We start from the raw sequence: 20070 nt of genomic DNA, 5'->3' as shown, positions 1-20070 counted from the left end.
TGTGCGGCCGGGGGAGGGGCGGTCGTGAGTGCGAGCGTGAGCGGGACGGTGACCGGGGGGCGGCGGATCGCGGGGCGGTCGATCGCGGCGGCGTCGTTCGGGAACGCGATGGAGTGGTACGACTTCTCCGTCTACGCGTTCTTCGCCAGCTACGTGGCGCAGAACTTCTTCCGGCAGGGCGACGCCACGTCCGCGCTGCTCAGCACGTTCGTGGTGTTCGGCGCCGGGTTCATCGCCCGGCCACTGGGCGCCGTGGTGATCGGCATGTACGGGGACCGGATCGGCCGCAAGGCCGCGCTGGTGCTGTCCATCGCGACGATGGGCGCCGGCACGCTGATCCTCGCGGCCACCCCGCCGTACGTGTTCATCGGCATCGGCGCGCCGATCCTGCTGCTGATCGGGCGGCTGCTGCAGGGCTTCTCGGCCGGCGGCGAGATCGGCGGCGCGGCCGCGTTCATGATCGAGCACGCGCCGCCGGAGCGCCGCGCCCGCTACGCCGCCTGGCTGCAGGCGTCGATGGGCATCTCGAACCTGATGTCCGCGATCGTCGGGCTGGCCATCACCACGGCGTTCGACGAGGCCACGGTGTCCGACTGGGCCTGGCGCATCCCGTTCGTCCTGGGACTGCTGATCATCCCGGTCGGGCTGTACACCCGGCGCAAGCTGCCCGAGCCCGAGGTGTTCGAGCGCGAGCGGGCCCGTCGCCGCGACGACACCGGACCGCTGCGCCGGCTGTTCGCCGAGCACCCCGGCACGCTGGTGCTCGGGTTTCTGTTCTCGGTGCTGTGGACGGTGTCGGTCTACGCGTTCGTGATCTACCTGCCGACGTACCTGCGGGCGCCCTCGGTCGGGCTCGGGTTCACCGCGCAGCAGTCCTTCCTGGCCACCGTGGTCGGCAACGTGGTGCTGGTGATCGGCTGCCTGGCGTTCGGGCGGCTCGCCGACCACATCGGTGCCAAGCCGATCGTGGTGGCCGGCTCGGTGGCGTTGCTGGTGGTGCCGATGCTGGGGCTGCTCTGGCTGCACGCCCAGCCGTCCACGCCGGTGCTGCTGGTGGTGCAGGTGCTGCTCAGCGCGACGGTGTCGGTGTTCGTCGGCGTCGCCCCGGCCACCCTGCCGATGGCGTTCCCGGTCGCGGTGCGCTCCACCGGCATGGCGCTGAGCTACAACGTCGCCGCGATCTTCTTCGCCGGTTTCACCCCGGCGCTGATGACCTGGGCCACTGTGCGGCTGACCGTCTACGCCCCGGCGCTGTGGGTGGCCGTCGGCTCGGTCGCCTGCCTGGCCGCCGTGCCCGCGCTGTTCCGCCGCATCGAGGCCGTGCAGGCCGGGGACTGACCCAACCGCCGCGCCCCCGGTGGGGTCGGGACGAACATGGCTCCGTTCCTCCGGCTCGCCGCCGCCGCGCTGTTCACGCTGGTGGCCGCCGCGTTCGTGCTGCCCGACCAACTCGGCGGCCTGGACCGCCGTACGCCGTTCGCCCAGCTCGTGGCGTTCCGCCCGGTCGCGCTCGCCGGCGCGCTGGTCGTGCTGGCGCTGCTCGCGCTCGTGCTGGCGCGCACCCGGAAAGTGTGGCCGTTCGTGGCCGGGCTGCTCGCCGTGGTGCTGGCCGGTGGGCTGACCCTGGCGCCCCGGCTGGTGGCCAACCCGCCGGGCGGTGGCCGGGGGCTCACGGTGCTCACGGCCAACCTGCTGAACGGGTCCGGCTCGGTGGAGCGGCTGGCCGAGCTGATCGCGCGGGAGCGGCCCGACCTGGTCGCGCTGACCGAGGTCGGCGCCGCGTACCGGGCACGCCTGGAGCCGCTGGTGCGCCCGCTCGGCTACCGGGCCTACGGCTCCACCGGCCCGGACCGCCCGGACATCGCCGGCGTCACCGCGCTGGCCCGGGTGGAGCTCGGTGAGCTGGACGCCACGGTGGACGCCGCCACCCACTTCCCCTCGCTGGAGCTGCGCGGCGGCCGGTTGGACGGCCTGCGGTTCGTGACCTTCCACTCCATCGCGCCGGTGCGGGGCGCGGTCGGCCAGTGGCTGTCCGACCTGGGCAGGCTGCGCGCCTGGTGCGCCGGCCCGGCCCCGGTCGTGGTGGCCGGCGACTTCAACGCGACCCTCGACCACTCGCCGTTCCGTTCCGCCGCGGCCGGTTGCGTCGACGCCGCCGAGCGCACCGGCGACGGGCTGGTCGGCACCTGGCCGGCGTCCGCGCCCAGGGCGGTGGGCGTGCAGATCGACCACGTGCTGGCCAGCGGGGGCATCGGCGCCGAGGCGACCTCGGTCTGGGACATCCCCGGCAGCGACCACCGCGCCGTCCTCACCCGCCTGCGCCTGCCCCGGTAGCGCCGAGCACCACCATGTTCGTCGGCCTGCCGCCCACCGGCAGGGTGCGGGTCACGGCCAGCGAGTCGGCGGCCAGCTCGGTGACCAGGCCGCGCGCCGGGTCGCTGACGAACACCCGGTTGCCGCCGACCGCGAGCTTCGGGCGGGGCACGCTGAACTCGCCCTCGGCGGTGAACGGCTCGGCGACCTTGGTACGGGCGGTCACCGTGCCGGTGGCGGGATCGAGCTTGTGGATCATGCCGTCCTGGGTCACGGCGAGCACGGCGCCGCCCGCGAGTTCCAGCGCGGAGTTGCCGGCGGGCAGCGGGACGGCGGTCATCGTCCTGGCGGCGACGTCCAGGCGCACCAGCTCGGTTCCGGTGGTGAGCTTGCCGAGGACGGCGTGGCGGGGCTCGTCGACGAGCAGGGTGAAGGTGCGGCGGTCACCGTCCGGGCCGAGCGGGCCGGCGGGGTAGGCGACCTTCTCGAAGGTGGCGCCGGCGCCGGTCGGGGTGACCAGCATGATGCCGTCCCCGCAGGCCAGCAGCGCGGTGCCGCCCAGCGAGGCCTCGCCGTGCAGCTCGGGGCACTCCCGGTTCTCGGCCAGCACGGTGCCGTTCGGGTCGTGCAGGGCCACCCCCACCGGGAGCTCGTCGCGGCTGGGCGCGGGCAGCGTGACCAGGTAGTTCGGCCCGAACGGGAGCGCGACGCCGTGGTGCGGGCCGGGGCTGGGGATGGTGACAGGGCGCAGCGGCCCGTCCGGGAGGGCCGCCGCGTCGAACGCCTGCGCCGTGCCGTCGTCGTCGAAGAACGCGGCGATCCGGCCGTCGTGGTCCACCACGTGCGAGGGCTTCGCGCCGTGCAGGGCCAGGTCCAGCTTCTTCGGCGGCGCGACGAAGTGCCGCCCGCCGGTGGTCGTCCAGGCACCGCCGTCGACCACCTCCACCCGGTTCGCCCTGCCCTGCACCGCCAGCCCGAAGCGGCCGTTCGGGCTGGCGTGCAGCGTCGGCGCGGCGCCGTGCTCGAAGGTGGCCAGCGCGGACCCGCTGCCCAGGTCGAGCAGGGTGCTGCGGCCGGCGGCGCCGTCCGCGACCAGCAGCCTGGGTGCCGGGCGCTCGACGGGGGTGCCGCCGCGCTCCTGGGCCTGTTCGGACACGGTCGGCGGGGTGTACGGCGGGGCCGGCGCCGGGGCGGCGGTCGGGGTGGCGCAACCGGCCAGCACGCTCGCGAGCACGGCCGCGAGCAGGGCAGGGGTGGCAGGGCGCATGCGCGTTCCTTTCGATCAGCGGGTCAGGCCCCGGACGAGGCTGGCCAGGTTGTGGCGCATCAGTTCGAGGTAGGTGTCCGCCTCGGCGGTGAACGCGTCGGTGAGCAGCACCTCGACGCCGACCCGCTGCTCGGCCGCCAGCAGCTCCAGCACGCGCGCGTTGAACTGCGGCTCGCGGAACACCACCCGCACCCCGGCGTCGGTGATCAACCGGCGCAGCTCCTCGACGTCGGCGGCCGACGGCTCCTGCCCGGGCGCCTTGACGACGTAGCCGAGCACCTCGAAGGAGTAGCGGCGGGCGAAGTAGGTGTACGCGTCGTGGAAGACGATCAGCTTGCGCCTGGCGGGCGGGATCGCGGCCAGGCCCGTCTCGTAGTCGGCGGCGAGCCGCTCCAGCTCGGCGCGGTAGGCGGCGGCGTTGCGCGCGAACGCCGCGGCCCCGGCGGGGTCGATCGAGCTGAGGTACTCCACGGTGGCCGGCAGCGCCTCGATGACCTTGTGCGGGTCCAGCCAGAAGTGCGGGTCGCCCTCGCGCAGGTCGTGCACGTGGTCACCGTGGTCGATCACCTTGTCGATCTTGATCGTCTCGATCTTCTCGGCGTAGGTCAGCGGCGTGATGCCGGACTCCCGGGCCGCCCGCCGCCAGCCGCCGGTCTCGACGAACCGCTCCAGGTGCCCGCCGACCAGGACCAGGCCCCTGCTCCGGGTCATCCGCTCGATCTGCGCGGCCGACGCCCGGTAGGTGTGCGGGTCGCCGCCGGGCGGGACGATCGACCACACGCCCACCCGGTCGCCGGCGACGTTGGCCACCACGTCCGCCACCACCGGGAAGCTCACCGCCACCTCGGGTCGGCTCGTAGGGCCGGAGCCGCCGGCGCCGCCGCATGCCGTCAGCAGGAGCACCAACAACGTCACGCACAGCGCACGGATCCTCACGCAGGCAATCTAACGAAAACGACAATCATTGTCACTACTGTTGCTCAGAATGTGCAACAAAGGCCCGGGCGCGCAGCGCGTCGTCCGTCACATCCGCCGGCCGGCCCTGCGCGACCAGGCGGCCGTCCAGCAGCACGGCGTGGTCGGCCAGCTCGAGGTCGGCCCGGTCGTGGCTGGCCAGCAGGATCGTGCGCCCGTCCGCCCGCTCGGCCGCCACCACCTCGGCCAGCCGTCGCCGGGACTCCCGGTCCAGGCCCCGGGTGGCCTCGTCCAGGATGAGTACGGGCGCGCGCTGGGCCAGCGCCTGGGCGATGAGCACCCGCTGGCGCTGGCCACCGGACAGCTCGCGCACCGGCTGGTCGGCCAGCGGTCCGAGCTCCAGCCGGTCCAGCGCCTCGTCAACGATCTCGTGGTCCACCGGGCGCAGCCGCCGCAACGCCCCGCGCTCGGCGTAGCGGCCCATCCGCGCCACCGCCCGCACGGACAGCGCCACCGCGTCGTTGAACCTGGCCGCCTGCGGCACCACCGCCACCCGCACCGGGCCGCGCCCCGCCGGCCGGCCGAGCACGGTGAGTTGCCCGGAGTGCGGCACCAGCCCGGCGATCGCGCCCAGCAGCGAGGACTTGCCCGAACCGTTCGGCCCGAGCAGCACCGTCACCTCGCCCTCGGGGAACCGGCAGGACACCCCCGCCAGCGCCCGGTGCCGCCCGTAGTGCACGGACACCCGCTCGGCCACCACTGAGTCGCTCACGTTGGCCAGCTTATTGAGTATGGTTGTCATTTGCATGTGCAATTATCGAGGGGGGTGCCGTGGAGGCGTGGTTCGAGCCGTTCGCGATCGCGTTCATGCAGCGGGCGCTGCTGGCGGGGGTGCTCACGGCGGTGATGGGCGCGCTGGTCGGGACCTGGGTGGTGCTGCGCGGGCTGACGCTGATGGGCGAGGCGCTCTCGCACGGGGTGTTGCCCGGGCTGGCGGCGGCCGCGCTGCTCGGGGTGCCGCTCGCGCTCGGCGCCGCGGTGGGGGCGGTGGCCATGGTGGCCGGCATCGACGCGGTGCACCGGGGCACCCGGTTCAGCCGGGACGTGGGGATCGCGCTGCTGCTGGTCGGCATGCTGGCGCTCGGGGTGGTGCTGGTCTCGGGCATGGACTCGTTCGCGGTCAACCTGACCGACTTCCTGTTCGGCGACCCGCTCGGCGTCGGCCCCGCCGACCTGGTGGCCGCGGCGGTGGCGGCGGTGGTCGCGCTGGCGGTGGTCGCGCTGGGCTACCGGCCGTTCCTGGTGCTGGCGTTCGACGAGGAGCGGGCGCGGCTGCTCGGGCTCGCGCCCCGGCTCACCCACGGCGTGCAGCTCGCGCTGATCGCCATGGTGATCACCGTGAGCTACCAGGTGGTGGGCACGCTGCTGGTGTTCGGCCTGCTGGTCGCGCCGCCGGCCACCGCCGCGCTGCTGGTGCGCCGGGTGGTGCCGATGATGGCGCTGGCCGCCGCGCTCGGCTGCCTGGCGGTCTGGCTGGGCCTGCTGGTCAGCTTCCACGCCGGCACCGCCGCCGGGGCCACCATGGCGGCCGCCTCGGTGGCCATGTTCTTCCTGGTGCTGGCCGTGCGTCAGCTCACCGGCACCCGCAGCAGGTAGTCGCCGGCGTCGTCGTCCCATTCCATCGCGAGCAGGTCGCGGGCGCGGGCGGCCTTGGCGAACGACAGGAAGCTGTTGAAGCCGTACCGCTTCTCGCTGAACCCGGGCACGCGCTTGCGCAGCTGGTTCTTCAGCCCGCTGAGCTGCGGCGGCCCGCCGGCGGCCTGCAGGTCGCCGACGACGTCGACGAGCAGTCGGAACGCGTCGTGGTCGGCCGACTCGTCCTCGGGGAAGCTCACCTCCGGATCGCCCTGCGCCGACCCCTCGCGCAGCTGCACCACGCGCTGGCTCTCCAGGTGCCGCAGCAGCTCGCCGAACCCGCGGAAACCCTGGTCGGCCTCGTCGAAGGTGGGGTCCTTGCGCAGGATCGCCCGTTTCAGCCGGGACGCCAGCACTGGGCCGTCGGCGTGGCGCAGCAGGCCGGTGAGCGTGCTCGCCACCAGCGCGCCGACATCGCGGTCCTCGGTGGTGACGACGGGTTCGTCGGCCTTGTCGACGGCCTCGGCGGGTTCGGGGGTTGGCGCCGGGGGAGGCGTGGCCGAGGGCTGGCGTGACCGTCCCTTGCCGCGCCGGGGGGCCTGGGTCGGCTCGACACCGGGCAGCCTGTCGTAGAACAGGAACTCGTCGCAGGCCGGCGGGAGCAGCGCCGAGGTGGAGGACTGCACGCCGATTCCGATCACCCGCTTGTCCAGCTCGCGCAGCTTGTGCACCAGCGGGGTGAAGTCGGAGTCGCCGGTGCCGATCGCGAACGTGGTGACGAAGCCGCGCTCGTAGGCCAGCTCGATGGCGTCCACGGCGAGCTTGATGTCGGCGGCGTTCTTGCGCGACCCGCCGATGCGCTGCGGGATCTCGATCAGCTCGACCTGTGCCCTGGCCAGCAGCCGCCGGTCGTCACCGAACGCCGACCAGTCCGCGTAGGCCCGCCGCACCACCACCCGCCCGCGCTCGGCCAGCGCGTCCGCCACCGGCCCGAAGTCGAACGGCGAGACCCCCAGCCCGTCGCGCGCCCCGATGGCGAGGTTCTCGTAGTCGAGCAACAGCGCGATCCGCTCGTCGTCATTGGCCATTGCCGTGCTCCCCCCACCGGTCCCCCGAACCCTACGTCGCCCCCGCCCACCGATTCGGCGGCACACACCGTGTGGGCGCCGCACACATGTCCGGGCCTGTGCGCGGCGGCCAGAACCGGTGTGCGGCGCCCCTTGACGTGGCCGTGGGGGTGGTTAATGCTTTTAGTCACACTAAAGGGGGTATGGGTGGTGCATCTTCGGAAGACGTCGCGGGCGAGCTGGCACGGGCCGGTGTCCAGTGGGAGCGGGACGCTCGATCTCGGGCGGCGGGGGCCGTCGTTGCCGTTCAGCCTGCACAGCAGGGTCGGCGAGGAGCCGGCGACGAACCCGGAGGAGCTGCTGGGCTCCGCGCTGGCCGGGTGCTTCGCGATGTCGCTGGCGAACCTGGCCGAGGAGAACGGCACGCCCGCCGAGTCGGTGGACGCCAGCGCGGTGGTGCACCTGGTGCAGACCGACGAGGGGTTCCGCATTCCGACGGTGGAGCTGTCCTGCGTGGCGCGGGTGCCGGGGGCGGCGGAGGCCACCGTGCGCGAGATGGCCGAGCGCGCCGAGCGCACCTGCCCGGTGAGGCTGCTCTACAACGCCGACGTGACGCTGTCCGTCGAGGTCAAGCAATGAGCGAGGTCGTGCACTACGGCGCGCGGGAGGGGGTACGGGCGGACGGGGACACGGTCTCCGTCCACGAGACGCACCGCGACGACACCACCGGGCTGCGGCAGGCCGTGTACCGGGTGCACGGTGGCCGCTCGAAGCCGCGTTCGCCCGGTACCAACCGGCTGGAGACGCTGTTCGTGGTGTCCGGGGAGGGGACGCTGCACCGCGACGGGGTGGAGCAGCCGCTGCGCCCGGAGCTGGCGGTGCTGGTCGGCGGCGAGCAGGAGTACGAGCTGAGCGCCGACGACGAGCTGGTGCTCGCGTCCGTGTCCGCCGACCACGCGCCGGACGTGCCGTGCGGGCGGGCGCGCGCGAGCATCGACCTGGCCGAGCGGGTCAAGCAGGACGCGGTGAGCAACCGGGAGTTCCAGACGCTGTTCGACCCGGAGTCCGGGTGTTCGGGCGTCACCCAGTTCGTCGGCTACATCCCGCCGATCCGCACGCCGATGCACTACCACCCGTACAGCGAGATGATCTTCGTCTTGTCCGGCGCCGGGCAGGTGGAGATCGCCGGCGCGGTGTCCCCGATCGGCCCCGGCTCGTGCTTCTACCTGCCCGCGGGCGTGCACCACCTGGTGGAGAACCTGGACCCGGGCGACGAGTTCCTCCGGCTGCTCGGCGTGTTCGTGCCGGCCGGCAGCCCGTCGCAGGCCATCCCGGTCTGACGTTCCCCGCAAGTCCCGCGAACCCGGGAGGCCTCGATGGAGCGGCCGAACACCTCGTTGCTCGACGTCTTGCTCGACGTCGAGGACCTGCGCGTGACCTTCCGAGGCGCCCGCGAGGTGCCGGCGGTGCGGGGCGTGTCGTTCTCGCTGGCGCCGGGCGAGACGGTCGCGGTGCTGGGCGAGTCCGGCTGCGGCAAGACGGCCACCGCCCGCGCGGTGATGGACCTGCTCGAACCGGGCACCGAGGTCACCGGCCGGATCTCCTACCGGGGCGAGGACCTGCTCGCGCTGCCGGCCGCGCGCCGGCGCGCGCTGTGCGGCAGCACGCTGGCGATGGTCTTCCAGGACGCGCAGACCGCGCTCAACCCGTCCTTCCCGGTGGGCGACCAGATCGCCGAGATGTTCCGGGTGCACACCGGCACGGCGAAGAAGGCGGCGCGCGAGCGGGCCGTCGAGCTGATCGCGAAGGTGGGCATCCCGGACGCGCGGCGGCGGGCGCGGCAGTATCCGCACCAGCTCTCCGGCGGGATGCGCCAGCGGGTGGCCATCGCGATGGCCGTGGCGCTGGGTCCGGAGGTGCTGCTCGCCGACGAGCCGACCACCGCGCTGGACGTCACCGTGCAGGCGCAGATCCTCGACCTGCTGCGTGAGCTGCTCGACGAGAACGACAGCGCGCTGCTGCTGATCACCCATGACCTGGCGGTGGCCGCGCAGGTCGCGTCCCGGGGGGTGGTGATGTACGCGGGGCAGGTGGTGGAGACCGGCCCGCTGGAGCGGCTCTACCGGGCGCCGAGGCATCCGTACACGATCGCGCTGCTGGAGTCGGTGCCCGTGCTGGAGCGCCGGGTGGAGGACCTCGGCTCCATCCCCGGCGCGCCGCCGGATCCCGCCGCGCTGCCCGAGGGGTGCGCGTTCGCGCCGCGTTGCCGGTTCGCCGACGAGCTGTGCCGGTCGGTGGTACCGGAGCCCAGGGAGCTGCCGGAGGGCTCGGTGGTGGCCTGCCACCACGCGGAGGCGGTGGCCGGTGTCTGAGCCTCTTCTACAAGCCGAGCGCATCGTCAAGCGCTACCCGGTGCGCGGCGCGGGCGTGGTGCACGCGGTGCGGGACGTGAGCTTCGAGCTGGCGCGGGGGGAGACGCTCGGGCTGGTCGGCGAGTCCGGCTGCGGCAAGTCCACGCTGGCCAGGACGCTGGTGTGCCTGGAACGGCCGACGTCGGGGCGGGTGCTGCTGGACGGCGCGGATCTGGCCGCGCTGCCGGAACGCCGGCGAAGGGCGCTGCGCGGGCGCATCCAGATGGTGTTCCAGGACCCGTTCGGCTCGCTCAACCCTCGGATGAGCGTGGGCGAGCTGGTCGGCGAGGCGTTCCGGGTGCACGGACTGCCGGCGGGTTCGGGCTCGGTGCGGGCCGCCGTCGGCGAGCTGCTGGAGCTGGTCGGGCTGGAGCCGGCGCTGGCGTCGCACCACCCCCGTCAGCTCTCCGGCGGGCAGCGGCAGCGGGTCGCGATCGCCAGGGCGCTGGCGCCCCGCCCGGAGGTGCTGATCTGCGACGAGCCGACGTCCGCGCTGGACGTCTCGGTGCAGGCGCAGATCATCGCGCTGCTGCGCCGGCTGCGCGCCGAGCTGGGCATCGCGTACCTGTTCATCAGCCACGACCTGGCGGTGATCAGGCAGGTCGCGGACCGGGTGGCGGTGATGTACCTCGGGCGCATCGTCGAGCTGGGGCCCGACCGGGACGTCTTCGGCGCGCCCGCGCACCCGTACACCCGGGCGCTGCTGGCGGCGGTGCCGAGCCTGACGCCCGGACCGCTGGCCCGCCTGGACGGCGAGGCGCCCAGCCCGCTGGACCCGCCGGCCGGCTGCCACTTCCGCCCGCGCTGCCCGCGCGCCCAACCGGACTGCGGCGCGCGGCTGCCCGACCTGGTCGACACGGCCCCCGGACACGCGGCGGCCTGCCTGTTCCCAATGGAGGGATCATCGTGCTGAACCGTCGGAGCCTGCTCACCGCGGCCGGGGGAGCCGCCGTCCTCGCCTCGCTGGCCGCCTGCGGCGCCAGACCCGGGGCCGGCGGCGGTTCGAACGGCAAGCTCACGTTCGCGCTGTCCGCCGAGCCCAAGGGCATCGACCCGGCCACCAGCGGCGAGTCCAACTCCGGCATGGTGATCCGCAACGTCTACGACCGGCTGCTGGAGCTGACCGACGACGGCAAGGACGTCGTGGCGGGGCTGGCGGAGCGCTGGTCGGTCAGCCCGGACGGCGTCGGCTACACCCTGCACCTGCGCTCGGGCGCGCGGTTCTCCGACGGCACCGCGCTGGACGCGAACGCGGTGGTCGCGTCGCTGCGCCGGACCATGGAGGTCGGCCAGGGCGCGAGCTACCTGCTCACCGACCGCGTCAAGCCGGCCAACATCGTGGCCACCGACCCGGGCACGGTGACGATCACGCTGGACGCGCCGTTCTCGCCGTTCCTGCGGGTGCTCGCGCTGGACTCGGTGGGCGCGGTGGTCAACCCCGCCGTGGTCGCGGCCAAGCGCACCCAGGCCGACCCGACCGCGGCCGGCTGGTTCGCCCGCAACGCCGCCGGCAGCGGCGCGTTCGAGCTGGTCCGCTGGACCCCGAACCAGGCGATCGAGCTGAAGGCCTCCGCCGGGCACTGGCGCGGGCGGCCCAAGCTCGGCGGCGTGGTGCTGAGCTCGCCGGTGGAGCCGTCCACCGCCGTGCTGCAGATGCAGCGCGGCGACCTGGACGTGCTCGGCAACCTGCCGGTCAACCTGATCGAACGGCTGGAGCAGGACGCGAACGTCACCGTCCGGGACACCCCGCAGCTGGGCACCACGTACTGGGTGTTCCAGACCGAGCGGCCGCCGCTGAACGACGTGCGGGTGCGCCAGGCCATCTGCTACGCGATCGACCACGACGCGATCATGGCCAGGGTGGTCAAGAGCGGCGGCGTGGCGCTGCGCGGGCCGATCCCTGGGTCCCTGCTGGACGGGTACGACGACAGCGCGGACATCGCCGTCTACAAGCGGGACGTGGCGAAGGCCAGGGCGCTGCTCGCGCAGGCCGGCCACCCGGACGGGCTGAAGATCGACAGCACCTACGTGCCCGGCTACGGCACGCTCAAACAGATCGCCGAGGTCATGCAGGGCAACCTGAAGGACGCCGGCATCGAGTGCTCGATCGGCGAGCTGCCGCTGACCACGATCATCGACAAGGCCGGCAAGGGCGAGCTGCCGTTCTTCTCCTGGAAGTCCTCGCTGGACTACTCCAGCCCGGACGCGCTGCTCTACGGCAAGCTGCACGGCCGGGCGACCCGGTCGGTGGAGGGCAACCTCGCGCACTACGCCAACCCGCGGGTGGATGCGCTGCTGGACGCCGCGCGCGCCTCGTCCGACCCGAAGGCGCAGGCCGCCGACTGGCTCGCCGCGTCCGCCCAGATCAGCCGGGACGCCCCGTGGCTGCCGCTCTACCAGGACGTGAACCGCCGGGCGGTGCGCAAGGCCGTCCGCAACTTCCGGGAGAACTCGCTGTCCCGTGCCGACCTGTTCGCCGTGGAGAAGGGATGACATGACAGAGAAAGACGTGCCGGCCATCGTCGAGGTGGAGTCGTGGAACATCCGCGACGGGGTGGACCCGGCGGAGTACCACGAGGGGATGCGGACCTGGTTCCGTTGGGTGGCGAACCGGCGGGACGAGCTGTTTCCGGAGTGGCGCTCGGCGTCGTACTACCACGAGGTGGACGCCGCCACCCGCAACCCGACCGGCCGCTACACCATGCTGTTCGAGTACCACTCCGAGGACGAGCGCCGCGCGTACAAGGAGCGCCGCAAGGACTGGTCGGGGCCGTACGCCGAGTACAAGAAGGTGGACCCGTACGAGCCGTACCTGGACAACGTCACGCTGAGCTACCTGGAGCCGCTGGAGCGCGGGCTGTGGCTTCCGGGACAGCCGAGGCGGTAGTGGGCCGTCACGTGGCGCGGCGGGCCGCGCTGGCGGTGCCGCTGGTGCTCGCCGTCGCCGTGCTCACGTTCCTGCTCACGCACCTGGTGCCCGGCGACGCCGCGCGGGTGCTGGCCGGGCTCAACGCCAGCGAGGACGCGGTGGCGCGCATCCGCGAGCAGTACGGGCTGAACCGTCCGCTGCCGGTGCAGTTCGGGCTGTACCTGGAGCGGCTGGCCCGAGGCGACCTGGGCGACTCGCTGACCAACCAGCGGCCGGTGCTGTCCAACCTGCTCGACGCGCTGCCCGCGACCATCGAGCTGACGGTGGCGTCGCTGGTGATCGCGCTGGTCGTGGGCGTCCCGCTGGGCGTGCTGGCCGCCACCCGGCCCGGCGGGCCGGTCGACCACCTGGGGCGGCTGCTCAGCCTGGGCGGGGTGGCGGTGCCGGTGTTCTGGGCCGGCATCCTGTTCGTGGTGGTGTTCTACGCCCACCTCGGGTGGCTGCCCAGCGAGGGCCAGACCAGCCTGTCCGGCGGCGGTGCGCCGATCACCGGGTTCGCCTCACTGGACGCATTGCTGCGTGGTGACGTCTACGAGTTTCTCGACGTTCTGTGGCATTTGGTGCTGCCGTCCGTCACGCTGGCGTTGCCGACGCTGGCTCGGGTCACCAGGACGACTCGGGCGTCGATCCTGGAGGCGTTGTCCGAGCCGTACATCGCGACCGCTCGGGCGAAGGGCGTCCCCGAGTTCCGGGTGGTGTACGTGCATGCATTGCGCAATGCGCTGCTGCCGGTCGTGACGATCACCGGGTTGGCGTTCGGGTACCTGCTCGGCGGTTCGGTACTGGTGGAGAAGATCTTCAAGTGGCCGGGGGTCGGGCGGTACGCGTACGAGTCGATCACCGTGCTGGACTACAACTCGGTGATGGGGGTGACGCTGGTGGCGACGGTGGCGTTCATCCTGGTGAACCTGCTGGTGGACGTGCTGTACGCGGCGCTCGACCCGAAGATCAGGTTCTCGTGACGGCCGCGCCGGCGGTGCCGCTGAGGCTGCGGCGCCGGGTGTCGTTCGCCGCCTGGCCGGCGTCCACCGTGTTCGCCGTCATCGTGTTGTTCCTGACGATAGTGGCCGCCATTGTTCCGGGGGCGCTGGCGCCCTATGACCCGAACGCGATCGACCTGAGCGTGAGCCTTTCCGCACCGTCTTTGCCGCATCCGCTCGGCACCGACAACAACGGGCGCGACCTGCTCAGCCGCGTCATTCACGGCGCCGGTATCTCGTTGTCGATCGGCGTGTCCGTTGTCGTTTTCTCCGTTGTCGTGGGCGGCCTGCTCGGATTGGTCGCCGGATATCGCGGCGGGTGGGTGGACGAGCTCATCATGCGGGTCACCGACGTGTTCCTCTCGGTGCCCTACATCCTGCTGCCCATGGTGGTCGTGGTCGCGTTGCAGCCCAGCCTGGTGAACACCACGATCGCGCTGGCCGCGGTGTGGTGGCCGTCCTACGCGCGGTTGATGCGCGGGCAGGTGGTCTCGGTGCGGCGGATGGCCTACGTGGACTCCGCGGTCGTGCTCGGCGTGCCGACCGCGCGGATCCTGGCCCGGCACGTGCTGCCCAACGCGGCCGGGCCGGTGGTGGGGCTGGCCACGCTGGACGTCGGGTTCGTGATCCTGGCCGGCGCCGGGCTCGGGTTCCTCGGCCTCGGCGCGCGCCCGCCGACCCCGGAGTGGGGCGTGATGACCAGCGACGGCCTTGGCTTCATGCTCGACGCCTGGTGGTACTCGCTGTTCCCCGGGCTGGCCATCGCGGTCGTGGTGCTCGCGTTCACGATCCTCGGCGACGCCGTCCAGGACAGGCTTTCTCTTTCTCCCGACCGGACCGGAAAGGTGCGCACCTAGGTGATCGCAAGCATTCGACTGACGCAGTTCGTGGGTGGGCCCGGCGAGCTGGTGGAGCTGGGGGTGACGGCGGAGGAGGCCGGGTTCGACCAGGTCTGGTTCGCCAGCGACCCGTTCATGCTGCACACCTGGGCGCTGTGCACGGCCGTCGCGCAGCGCACCTCGCGGATCGAGGTCGGCGCGCTGGGCATGAACCCGAGCACGATCGACCCGTCCGAGATCGCCGCGTACCTGGGCACGCTGGACCTGCTGTCGTCCGGGCGGGCGGTGGCCGGGATCGGGTCGCACACCGATGCCATGGTGCCGAAGCTCGGGCTCGACGGGTCCGCGATCCCGGCCCGGACCCGGGAGGCGATCGGTCTGGTCCGCGCGCTGCTCGCGGGCTCGCCGATCCCCACCTCCCGGAGACAGACCGACGGTCGGTCTGTCTCGGGGCGGGCGTTCAGCTGGGACCCGAACTGCGCGCTCGGCTTCACCCCGCAGCGGCCACGGATACCGCTGTACGTCACCGCGTACGGACGCGACTTCCTGACCGCCGCCGGCGGCTACGGCGACGGCGTGCTGCCGATCCTGTTCCCGCCGCAGACGGCCCCCGAGGTGGTGAGCTGGGTGCACGCCGGGGCGAAGGCGGCCGGCCGCGACCCGTCCGAGGTGGACATCGCCGGCTGCGTCTGGGTCTCCGTCGCCGACGACCCCCGGGTGGCCGGCGACCTGATCCGCCCGACCATCGCGTTCTTCGGCCCGTACCTGTCGGAGCACGACCTCGCCCTCGTCGGCCTCGGCCCGGACGACTTCGCGCCGGTCACCGCCGCCCTCGACGCCGACGGCGTGGACGCGGCCGCCAAGCTGGTCACCGATGACATGCTGCGCCTGGCCGTGGTCGGCACCCCGGCGCGGGTCACCGACCGGCTGCGCGAGCTGCTCGCGGCCGGCGTGACCCAGCTCAGCATCGGCGGCCCGCTCGGCCCCGACCCGGCGGCGGCGATCCGGCTGCTGGGTTCCGAGGTGCTGCCGGCGCTGCGCTGACCCGGGCGGCGCTGGCACCGGCACGAGAACGCAGGGAGAACACCCACCGTGATGGGCGAACGGATTCGAGCGCTGCGCACCGCGCGCGCCATGACCGCGACCGACCTGGCCAAGGCCGCCTCGGTCACCCCCGGCCTGATCAGCCAGGTCGAGCGCGGCATCACCGACCCGAGCCTGGAGACGCTGCGCAGGATCGCGCGGGTGCTGGACACCCCCGTGTTCAACCTGTTCCAGGACACCGACCTGGAGCGGGTCGCGGTGGTCCGCCGCGACCGCAGGACGGCGCTGCGCTCGCCGCACGGCGAGATCACCTACCAGCGCGTCTCCGCCGGCGCCGGCAAGATCGAGGTGCTGGAAGGCCTGCTCGACGCGGGCACCGTGTCGTCGGAGACCGGCTGGAGCCACCCCTCCGACGAGTGCGTCCTGGTGCTCGCCGGACAGCTCGTCCTCGAGGTCGACGGCGAGCGCTACGACCTCGACCGCGGCGACAGCGCCAGCTTCGACTCGCTGCTGCCGCACCGCTACCTCAACGAGACGGACGAACCCACCCGCTTCCTGCTCTCCGTCGCGCCCCCGGGGTACTAGCGCACGGCTTTCGCGGCCGGCGGCCCGTGCTGGCCATTGTGGGATTGGTAACACTGGATCGCCGTGGTCGTGGATCGCTCAGTGTGGCTGGACGACCTTGCCCCGCGCGGGGAACACGTAAGGCGCAGTTCGTGCACGTAGCCAAGGTGGAAGGCACGTGTAGTTGACTGAGTACACGTTAGACGCGTACTTTCCGTGCCTACTGAGGCGCGCCCGGCGTCTCGCCGGCGAGCCGAGAGACGGTCACAACTATTGAACGCCATGATCAAGAAAGTCACCACGATCAGTGGTGACGAGCCGACTCATCCGCTGGAGATCGTCAACGTCAACGAGGTCGACGACAACGGCGGGGTGCACATCGAGACCCAGATGACCGCCGGCTTCCTCGTCGACCTGTACCGACGCGGGCTGCTCACCCTGACCGGGAATATCCGACCCGCCCACCAGCAAGGGCGGCTTACCGGCAAGACGAAGACCAAGGTCAACAAGTGGACCACCGAGCTGCTGGAGAACAACGCGATCATCGGCAACATCTCGGTGCGGCTCGACCCGACGAAGTCTCGGCACGCGCGGTGGCAGGACGACTCCGGCCTGACCAACATGACGATCTTCGAGGGCGTGCTCGACTGTGCGGTCGACTCGCTGTCGCGAATCAAGGCGATCCTGCAGGCCGCCGATAACCCTCTCGGGTCGTTCAAGCTCGACACCCGCTTCCAGGTGCGCATCTGGCTGGTCGACGACACCGAGGCAAAGAAGGTCGCGACTATCTACAACACTCGCGGCGACAAGGTCAACGACTCGGCCGCGAAGTACGCCTACTCCGAGACCAAGGAGCAGGAGATCGCCCGCCGCCTGGTCAACGGCAGTGGGCACCTCGGCCAGGACAACGTCGAGGTGCTGTCCAACTCCGTGTCGGCCAGCTCGCACAAGTTGACCGCCTTCAACACCATCAGCCGTGCCCTCGAGACATCGTGGAAAGGCGGCCCGGTCACCGCGGAGGATGTCGAGGCCCAGTCCAGCTGGCTGATCAGCGCATGGGACTCCCTTGCCAGGGTCCGGCCCGAGTTCGGCAAGCTCACCACGCCCGCGCGCCAGCAGCAGCGCAAGAGCAACATAGCCTCCACCGCGGTTGTCATCTACGGCCTCATCGGCGCCATGTCCACCATGTACGCCGAGCACGTCGACCCCGAGACCGCGTTCAAGGCCCTCGCCATCGCCGACGACGGCACCGACATCTTCGGCTGGGACAACCCGACCTGGGCTCATGTTGGGGTCGTGACGCCCACCGGCAGCGATTCCGGCAGCCGCACCACCCGCAACAGCTTCCCCGCCCGCCGCGCCGCCACCCGCGTGCTCCAAGAAGTCATGGGCCTGAGCAGCGACCCCGAGGAATAGTGCTCCGCAACGGCGCCAGCCGGCGCCCGAGATCGAAGGTTTCTCGGCGGTTGGGTGAGCGGGGCGATCGATGATGTGGCCGCTCGTCTCCCTCGCCGTTCCGGCGGCCATCGGAGCGATCGCCTGGGCCGTTGTTTCGCTCAAGCGCCTGCGAGTGAGTAACGAGCGCACCCAGCAGGCCCTGGAGGGCTGTCCGGCGGCGCACCGGGCCGCCGTTCTGAAGGCGGCCGGCGAGTACTCCCGAGCGCTCAAGGACAGCCCCTACTCGTCCCGGCGACTAGCTCCGAGGGGCGGCGCGCTCCGGCGGTGAGGGGTGTCGAGGACGGCGGCACGTAGCGGAGCGGGTCGGCGCGGGGATGCCGACGGTGGCGCAGGCGGCGGCCACGATGTCGGCGACCAGCTCGTCGGAGGGTTCGACGTCGGTGGCCGGGTCCAGGGCCTCGACGGCCGCCTCGTTGATGGCGCCGATCACGGCGGCGCCGCGGATGTGCGCGTTCTGGGGCGGGAAGCTGCCGTCGGCCACGCCGGCGGCGATGATCTCGGTGAAGACGGCGCCGAACTCGCGGCGGGCACGGTTGCGTTCCCGGGTGACCACCCGGTCGGCGGGCTCGGCGATGAGCGCGTAGGCCAGCCGCCGGCCGAGGAAGGCGCGTTCGACGAAGGTCGCCGCGGCGGCGTGGAACTGGTGGACCGGGGTGTCGCCGAGTGCGGCCGAGGTCATCGCGGCCACCTCGTGGGACGAGGCGTACCTGTACACCTCGGCGAGCAGGTCCTCGCGGTTGGTGAAGTACAGGTACACGGTGCCGGCGGAGATCCCGGCCTCGCGCGCGATCGCGGCGATGGTGGCCCGCTCGAACCCGCCCCGGGCGAGCACCCGCCTGGCCGCGTCGACGATGGCCGGCCGGCGTTCGTCGCGCTGCTCGGCCGGGCTGCGCCTGACCCGGCCGGTCACGGCCGCTCCGGCACGGCGCGGTCAAGGATCGCCTCGAGGTCGGTGCTCGCGGGCAGCGACCCGAACGCGGACGCCGGCCGGGGCCTGACCCGCCCGGCGAGGAACGCCTCGGCGACGTGGCCGGGAGCGTGGCGGACCAGCAGCGCGGCCTGCCAACACAGCGCCGTCCGCTCGGCCAGCCGCCTGGCGGCCACCGGGTCGTCGGCCCCGTCCAGCAGGTCCGTGACCTCGGCCAATAGGCGGTCGTAGCCGGGGTCGCAGCCGGCGGCGGGCTCCAGCTCGGCCAGCAGGGCCGGCCGGCAGCGTTCGTCGCGGCGCAGCGCGCGCTGCAGGTCGAGCGCGATCACGCTGCCGCTGCCCTCCCAGATGCCGTTCAGCGGCCCCTCCCGGTAGAGCCTCGGCAGGTCCGACTCCTCGATGTACCCGGAGCCGCCGAGGGACTCCAGCGCCTCGTGCGTGTGCGGCACCACCCGCTTGTTCAGCCAGTACTTGGTCAGCGACGTGCCGATCCTGGCCAGCGAGGCCTCCATCGGGTCCCGCTCGGCGCCGTCGAAGCACCGCCCCAGGCGCATCAGCAGCGTCGTCGCGGCTTCCGACTCGACGGCCAGGTCCGCCAGGACGTTGACCATCAGCGGCTGCTCGACCAGCCGCCGGGAGAACGCCCGCCGATGCCGCGCATGGTGCACCGCCTGCACGAGGCCCAGCCGCATGAACGCCGCCGGCGCCGCCGCCACGTCCAGCCGGGAGTGGTGCACCATCTCCATCAGCGTGGCGATGCCCCGCCCGGGCTCGCCCACCATCAGCGCCCACGTCCCGTCGTACTCGATCTCGGCCGACGGGTTCGACCGGTTGCCGAGCTTGTCCTTGAGCCGCTGCAGGTGGACCCGGTTGCGCTCGCCGTCCGGGGTGAACCGGGGCACCAGGAAACAGCTCACGCCGTGCTCCACGCGGGCCAGCGTCAGGATGGCGTCCGACATCGGCATCGAGCAGAACCACTTGTGGCCGGTCAGCAGGTACCGCTGCCCGGGCCCGGGCGTGCCCACCGGTACGGCGACGGTGGTGTTCGCGCGCAGGTCCGACCCGCCCTGCTTCTCGGTCATCGCCATCGCGATGGTGGCCGCCCGCTTCTCGCCGGCCGGAACGGACCGCCCGTCGTAGTCGTCGGCCAGCACGGCGTGCTCCCAGGCCGCCGCGACCTCGGGCTGATGCCGCAGGGTGGGAACCGCCGCGTAGCTCATCAGCAGCGAGCACACCACGCCCGCCTCCGCCTGGTAGAACAGGTACGTCATCGCGGTGTGCGCCGAATGCGCCCCCGGCCTCGGGTTCACCCAGGGGATCGACGGGATTCCGGCGCGGCGGCCGATCGTCATGAGCCGGTCGAACGAGTCGTCGAGCTCGACCTCGTCGATCCGGTGCCCGTACCTGTCGAACGTCCGCAGCTCCGGCACGAACCGGTTGGCCCGGCGGCCCAGCTCGATCATCTCCGCCGAGCCGACGCGGCGGCCCAGCTCGCTCACCCGATCCGTGGCCCAGCCCGCGCCGGCCCGGTCCACCGCCTCCCGCAGCGGCGCGTCGAGCGCGAACGGGTCGTAGTCCTCCAACGGCGGGGGCTGGTTCAGAACCTCGTGCGTCCGGGTCTGGAGCATGTCGGCCTCCTGGTGAACCTCAGTTCAGTGAATGCTAGTTCAGTCAGTGGAGGCGAGGCAACCGCTTGAAAGGCGGCTGCAAGGCGCGGTCG

20 protein-coding genes are annotated in these 20070 nt (G+C 72.5%); 14 read left to right on the top strand and 6 right to left on the bottom strand.

Annotated features, from left to right (window positions below; translation table 11 throughout):
* The first annotated feature begins 24 nt into the window (after positions 1-24).
* Together N912_RS52545 and N912_RS0116980 are read left to right on the top strand one after the other, a co-directional pair.
* Positions 25-1338, top strand: coding sequence for an MFS transporter (locus N912_RS52545; protein WP_051580457.1), 1314 nt, complete (start codon positions 25-27; stop codon positions 1336-1338).
* A gap of 36 nt (positions 1339-1374) precedes the next feature.
* Entirely contained in the window at positions 1375-2334 is a 960-nt protein-coding gene (locus tag N912_RS0116980) for an endonuclease/exonuclease/phosphatase family protein (RefSeq protein ID WP_028923349.1), read from the top strand.
* Here N912_RS0116980 and N912_RS0116975 read toward each other — a convergent pair.
* The 3 genes from N912_RS0116975 to N912_RS0116965 are packed head-to-tail and all read right to left on the bottom strand — an operon-like array spanning position 2309 to position 5267.
* Positions 2309-3580, bottom strand: coding sequence for a hypothetical protein (locus tag N912_RS0116975; protein WP_028923348.1), 1272 nt, complete (start codon positions 3578-3580; stop codon positions 2309-2311). The two genes, N912_RS0116980 and N912_RS0116975, sit on opposite strands and share 26 nt — an antisense overlap.
* 15 nt (positions 3581-3595) lie before the next feature.
* Positions 3596-4516 (bottom strand): metal ABC transporter substrate-binding protein, encoded by a 921-nt coding sequence (locus N912_RS0116970; protein ID WP_028923347.1) that lies wholly within the window; start codon positions 4514-4516, stop codon positions 3596-3598.
* A gap of 34 nt (positions 4517-4550) precedes the next feature.
* A complete protein-coding gene (locus N912_RS0116965; RefSeq protein ID WP_211261282.1) occupies positions 4551-5267 on the bottom strand; it encodes a metal ABC transporter ATP-binding protein in 717 nt (238 codons plus the stop codon).
* A 59-nt stretch (positions 5268-5326) separates the two neighbouring features.
* Between N912_RS0116965 and aztB the strand changes: the two genes are divergently transcribed.
* Positions 5327-6151 carry a zinc ABC transporter permease AztB gene (aztB, locus tag N912_RS52540; protein WP_037065210.1) on the top strand — a complete coding sequence of 275 codons (825 nt, stop codon included), beginning with the start codon at positions 5327-5329 and terminating at the stop codon, positions 6149-6151.
* Here aztB and N912_RS0116955 read toward each other — a convergent pair.
* On the bottom strand, positions 6124-7218 hold the full coding sequence (locus N912_RS0116955) for a PIN domain-containing protein (protein ID WP_028923345.1): 1095 nt from the start codon (positions 7216-7218) through the stop codon (positions 6124-6126). The two genes, aztB and N912_RS0116955, sit on opposite strands and share 28 nt — an antisense overlap.
* 186 nt (positions 7219-7404) lie before the next feature.
* Here N912_RS0116955 and N912_RS0116950 point away from each other — a divergent pair, with 186 nt between their 5' ends.
* From N912_RS0116950 to N912_RS0116900, 11 genes are all read left to right on the top strand, one after another.
* The gene (locus N912_RS0116950; RefSeq protein WP_169747896.1) at positions 7405-7836 is read left to right on the top strand and encodes an OsmC family peroxiredoxin; all 432 of its coding nucleotides are present in this window, start codon (positions 7405-7407) and stop codon (positions 7834-7836) included.
* The gene (locus N912_RS52535) at positions 7833-8537 is read left to right on the top strand and encodes a cupin domain-containing protein (protein WP_037065209.1); all 705 of its coding nucleotides are present in this window, start codon (positions 7833-7835) and stop codon (positions 8535-8537) included. Before N912_RS0116950 ends, N912_RS52535 begins: the two co-directional genes overlap by 4 nt.
* Before the next feature lie 36 nt (positions 8538-8573).
* On the top strand, positions 8574-9569 hold the full coding sequence (locus N912_RS0116940) for an ABC transporter ATP-binding protein (protein WP_037065208.1): 996 nt from the start codon (positions 8574-8576) through the stop codon (positions 9567-9569).
* The gene (locus N912_RS0116935) at positions 9562-10521 is read left to right on the top strand and encodes an ABC transporter ATP-binding protein (protein ID WP_028923342.1); all 960 of its coding nucleotides are present in this window, start codon (positions 9562-9564) and stop codon (positions 10519-10521) included. The genes N912_RS0116940 and N912_RS0116935 overlap by 8 nt, the downstream gene beginning before the upstream one ends.
* Positions 10515-12101, top strand: a complete 1587-nt coding sequence (locus N912_RS0116930; RefSeq protein WP_028923341.1) for an ABC transporter substrate-binding protein — start codon at positions 10515-10517, stop codon at positions 12099-12101. The genes N912_RS0116935 and N912_RS0116930 overlap by 7 nt, the downstream gene beginning before the upstream one ends.
* A gap of 1 nt (position 12102) precedes the next feature.
* The gene (locus tag N912_RS0116925; RefSeq protein WP_028923340.1) at positions 12103-12495 is read left to right on the top strand and encodes a hypothetical protein; all 393 of its coding nucleotides are present in this window, start codon (positions 12103-12105) and stop codon (positions 12493-12495) included.
* Positions 12468-13499 carry an ABC transporter permease gene (locus tag N912_RS0116920; RefSeq protein ID WP_245645316.1) on the top strand — a complete coding sequence of 344 codons (1032 nt, stop codon included), beginning with the start codon at positions 12468-12470 and terminating at the stop codon, positions 13497-13499. Before N912_RS0116925 ends, N912_RS0116920 begins: the two co-directional genes overlap by 28 nt.
* Positions 13496-14374 (top strand): ABC transporter permease, encoded by an 879-nt coding sequence (locus tag N912_RS52530; RefSeq protein WP_037065207.1) that lies wholly within the window; start codon positions 13496-13498, stop codon positions 14372-14374. Before N912_RS0116920 ends, N912_RS52530 begins: the two co-directional genes overlap by 4 nt.
* On the top strand, positions 14375-15400 hold the full coding sequence (locus tag N912_RS0116910; protein ID WP_028923338.1) for an LLM class flavin-dependent oxidoreductase: 1026 nt from the start codon (positions 14375-14377) through the stop codon (positions 15398-15400).
* 51 nt (positions 15401-15451) lie between these two features.
* Complete coding sequence (locus N912_RS0116905; protein ID WP_037065206.1) at positions 15452-15985, top strand: XRE family transcriptional regulator; 534 nt, start codon at positions 15452-15454, stop codon at positions 15983-15985.
* A gap of 261 nt (positions 15986-16246) precedes the next feature.
* Positions 16247-17380, top strand: coding sequence for a DNA sulfur modification protein DndB (locus N912_RS0116900; RefSeq protein WP_028923336.1), 1134 nt, complete (start codon positions 16247-16249; stop codon positions 17378-17380).
* A 277-nt stretch (positions 17381-17657) separates the two neighbouring features.
* Here the strand turns inward: N912_RS0116900 and N912_RS52525 are convergent, their stop codons facing one another.
* Both N912_RS52525 and N912_RS0116885 read right to left on the bottom strand, forming a co-directional pair.
* Positions 17658-18332: a TetR/AcrR family transcriptional regulator gene (locus tag N912_RS52525; protein WP_051580336.1), complete on the bottom strand. Its 675-nt coding sequence runs from the start codon at positions 18330-18332 to the stop codon at positions 17658-17660.
* On the bottom strand, positions 18329-19978 hold the full coding sequence (locus N912_RS0116885) for an acyl-CoA dehydrogenase family protein (protein ID WP_028923334.1): 1650 nt from the start codon (positions 19976-19978) through the stop codon (positions 18329-18331). The genes N912_RS52525 and N912_RS0116885 overlap by 4 nt, the downstream gene beginning before the upstream one ends.
* Positions 19979-20070 lie beyond the last annotated feature (92 nt).

The sequence above is a fragment of the Actinospineispora acaciae DSM 45401 genome (assembly GCF_000620785.1).
GTDB classification, from domain to species: domain Bacteria; phylum Actinomycetota; class Actinomycetes; order Mycobacteriales; family Pseudonocardiaceae; genus Pseudonocardia; species Pseudonocardia acaciae.
This window is presented reverse-complemented; position numbering and strand designations above follow the sequence as displayed.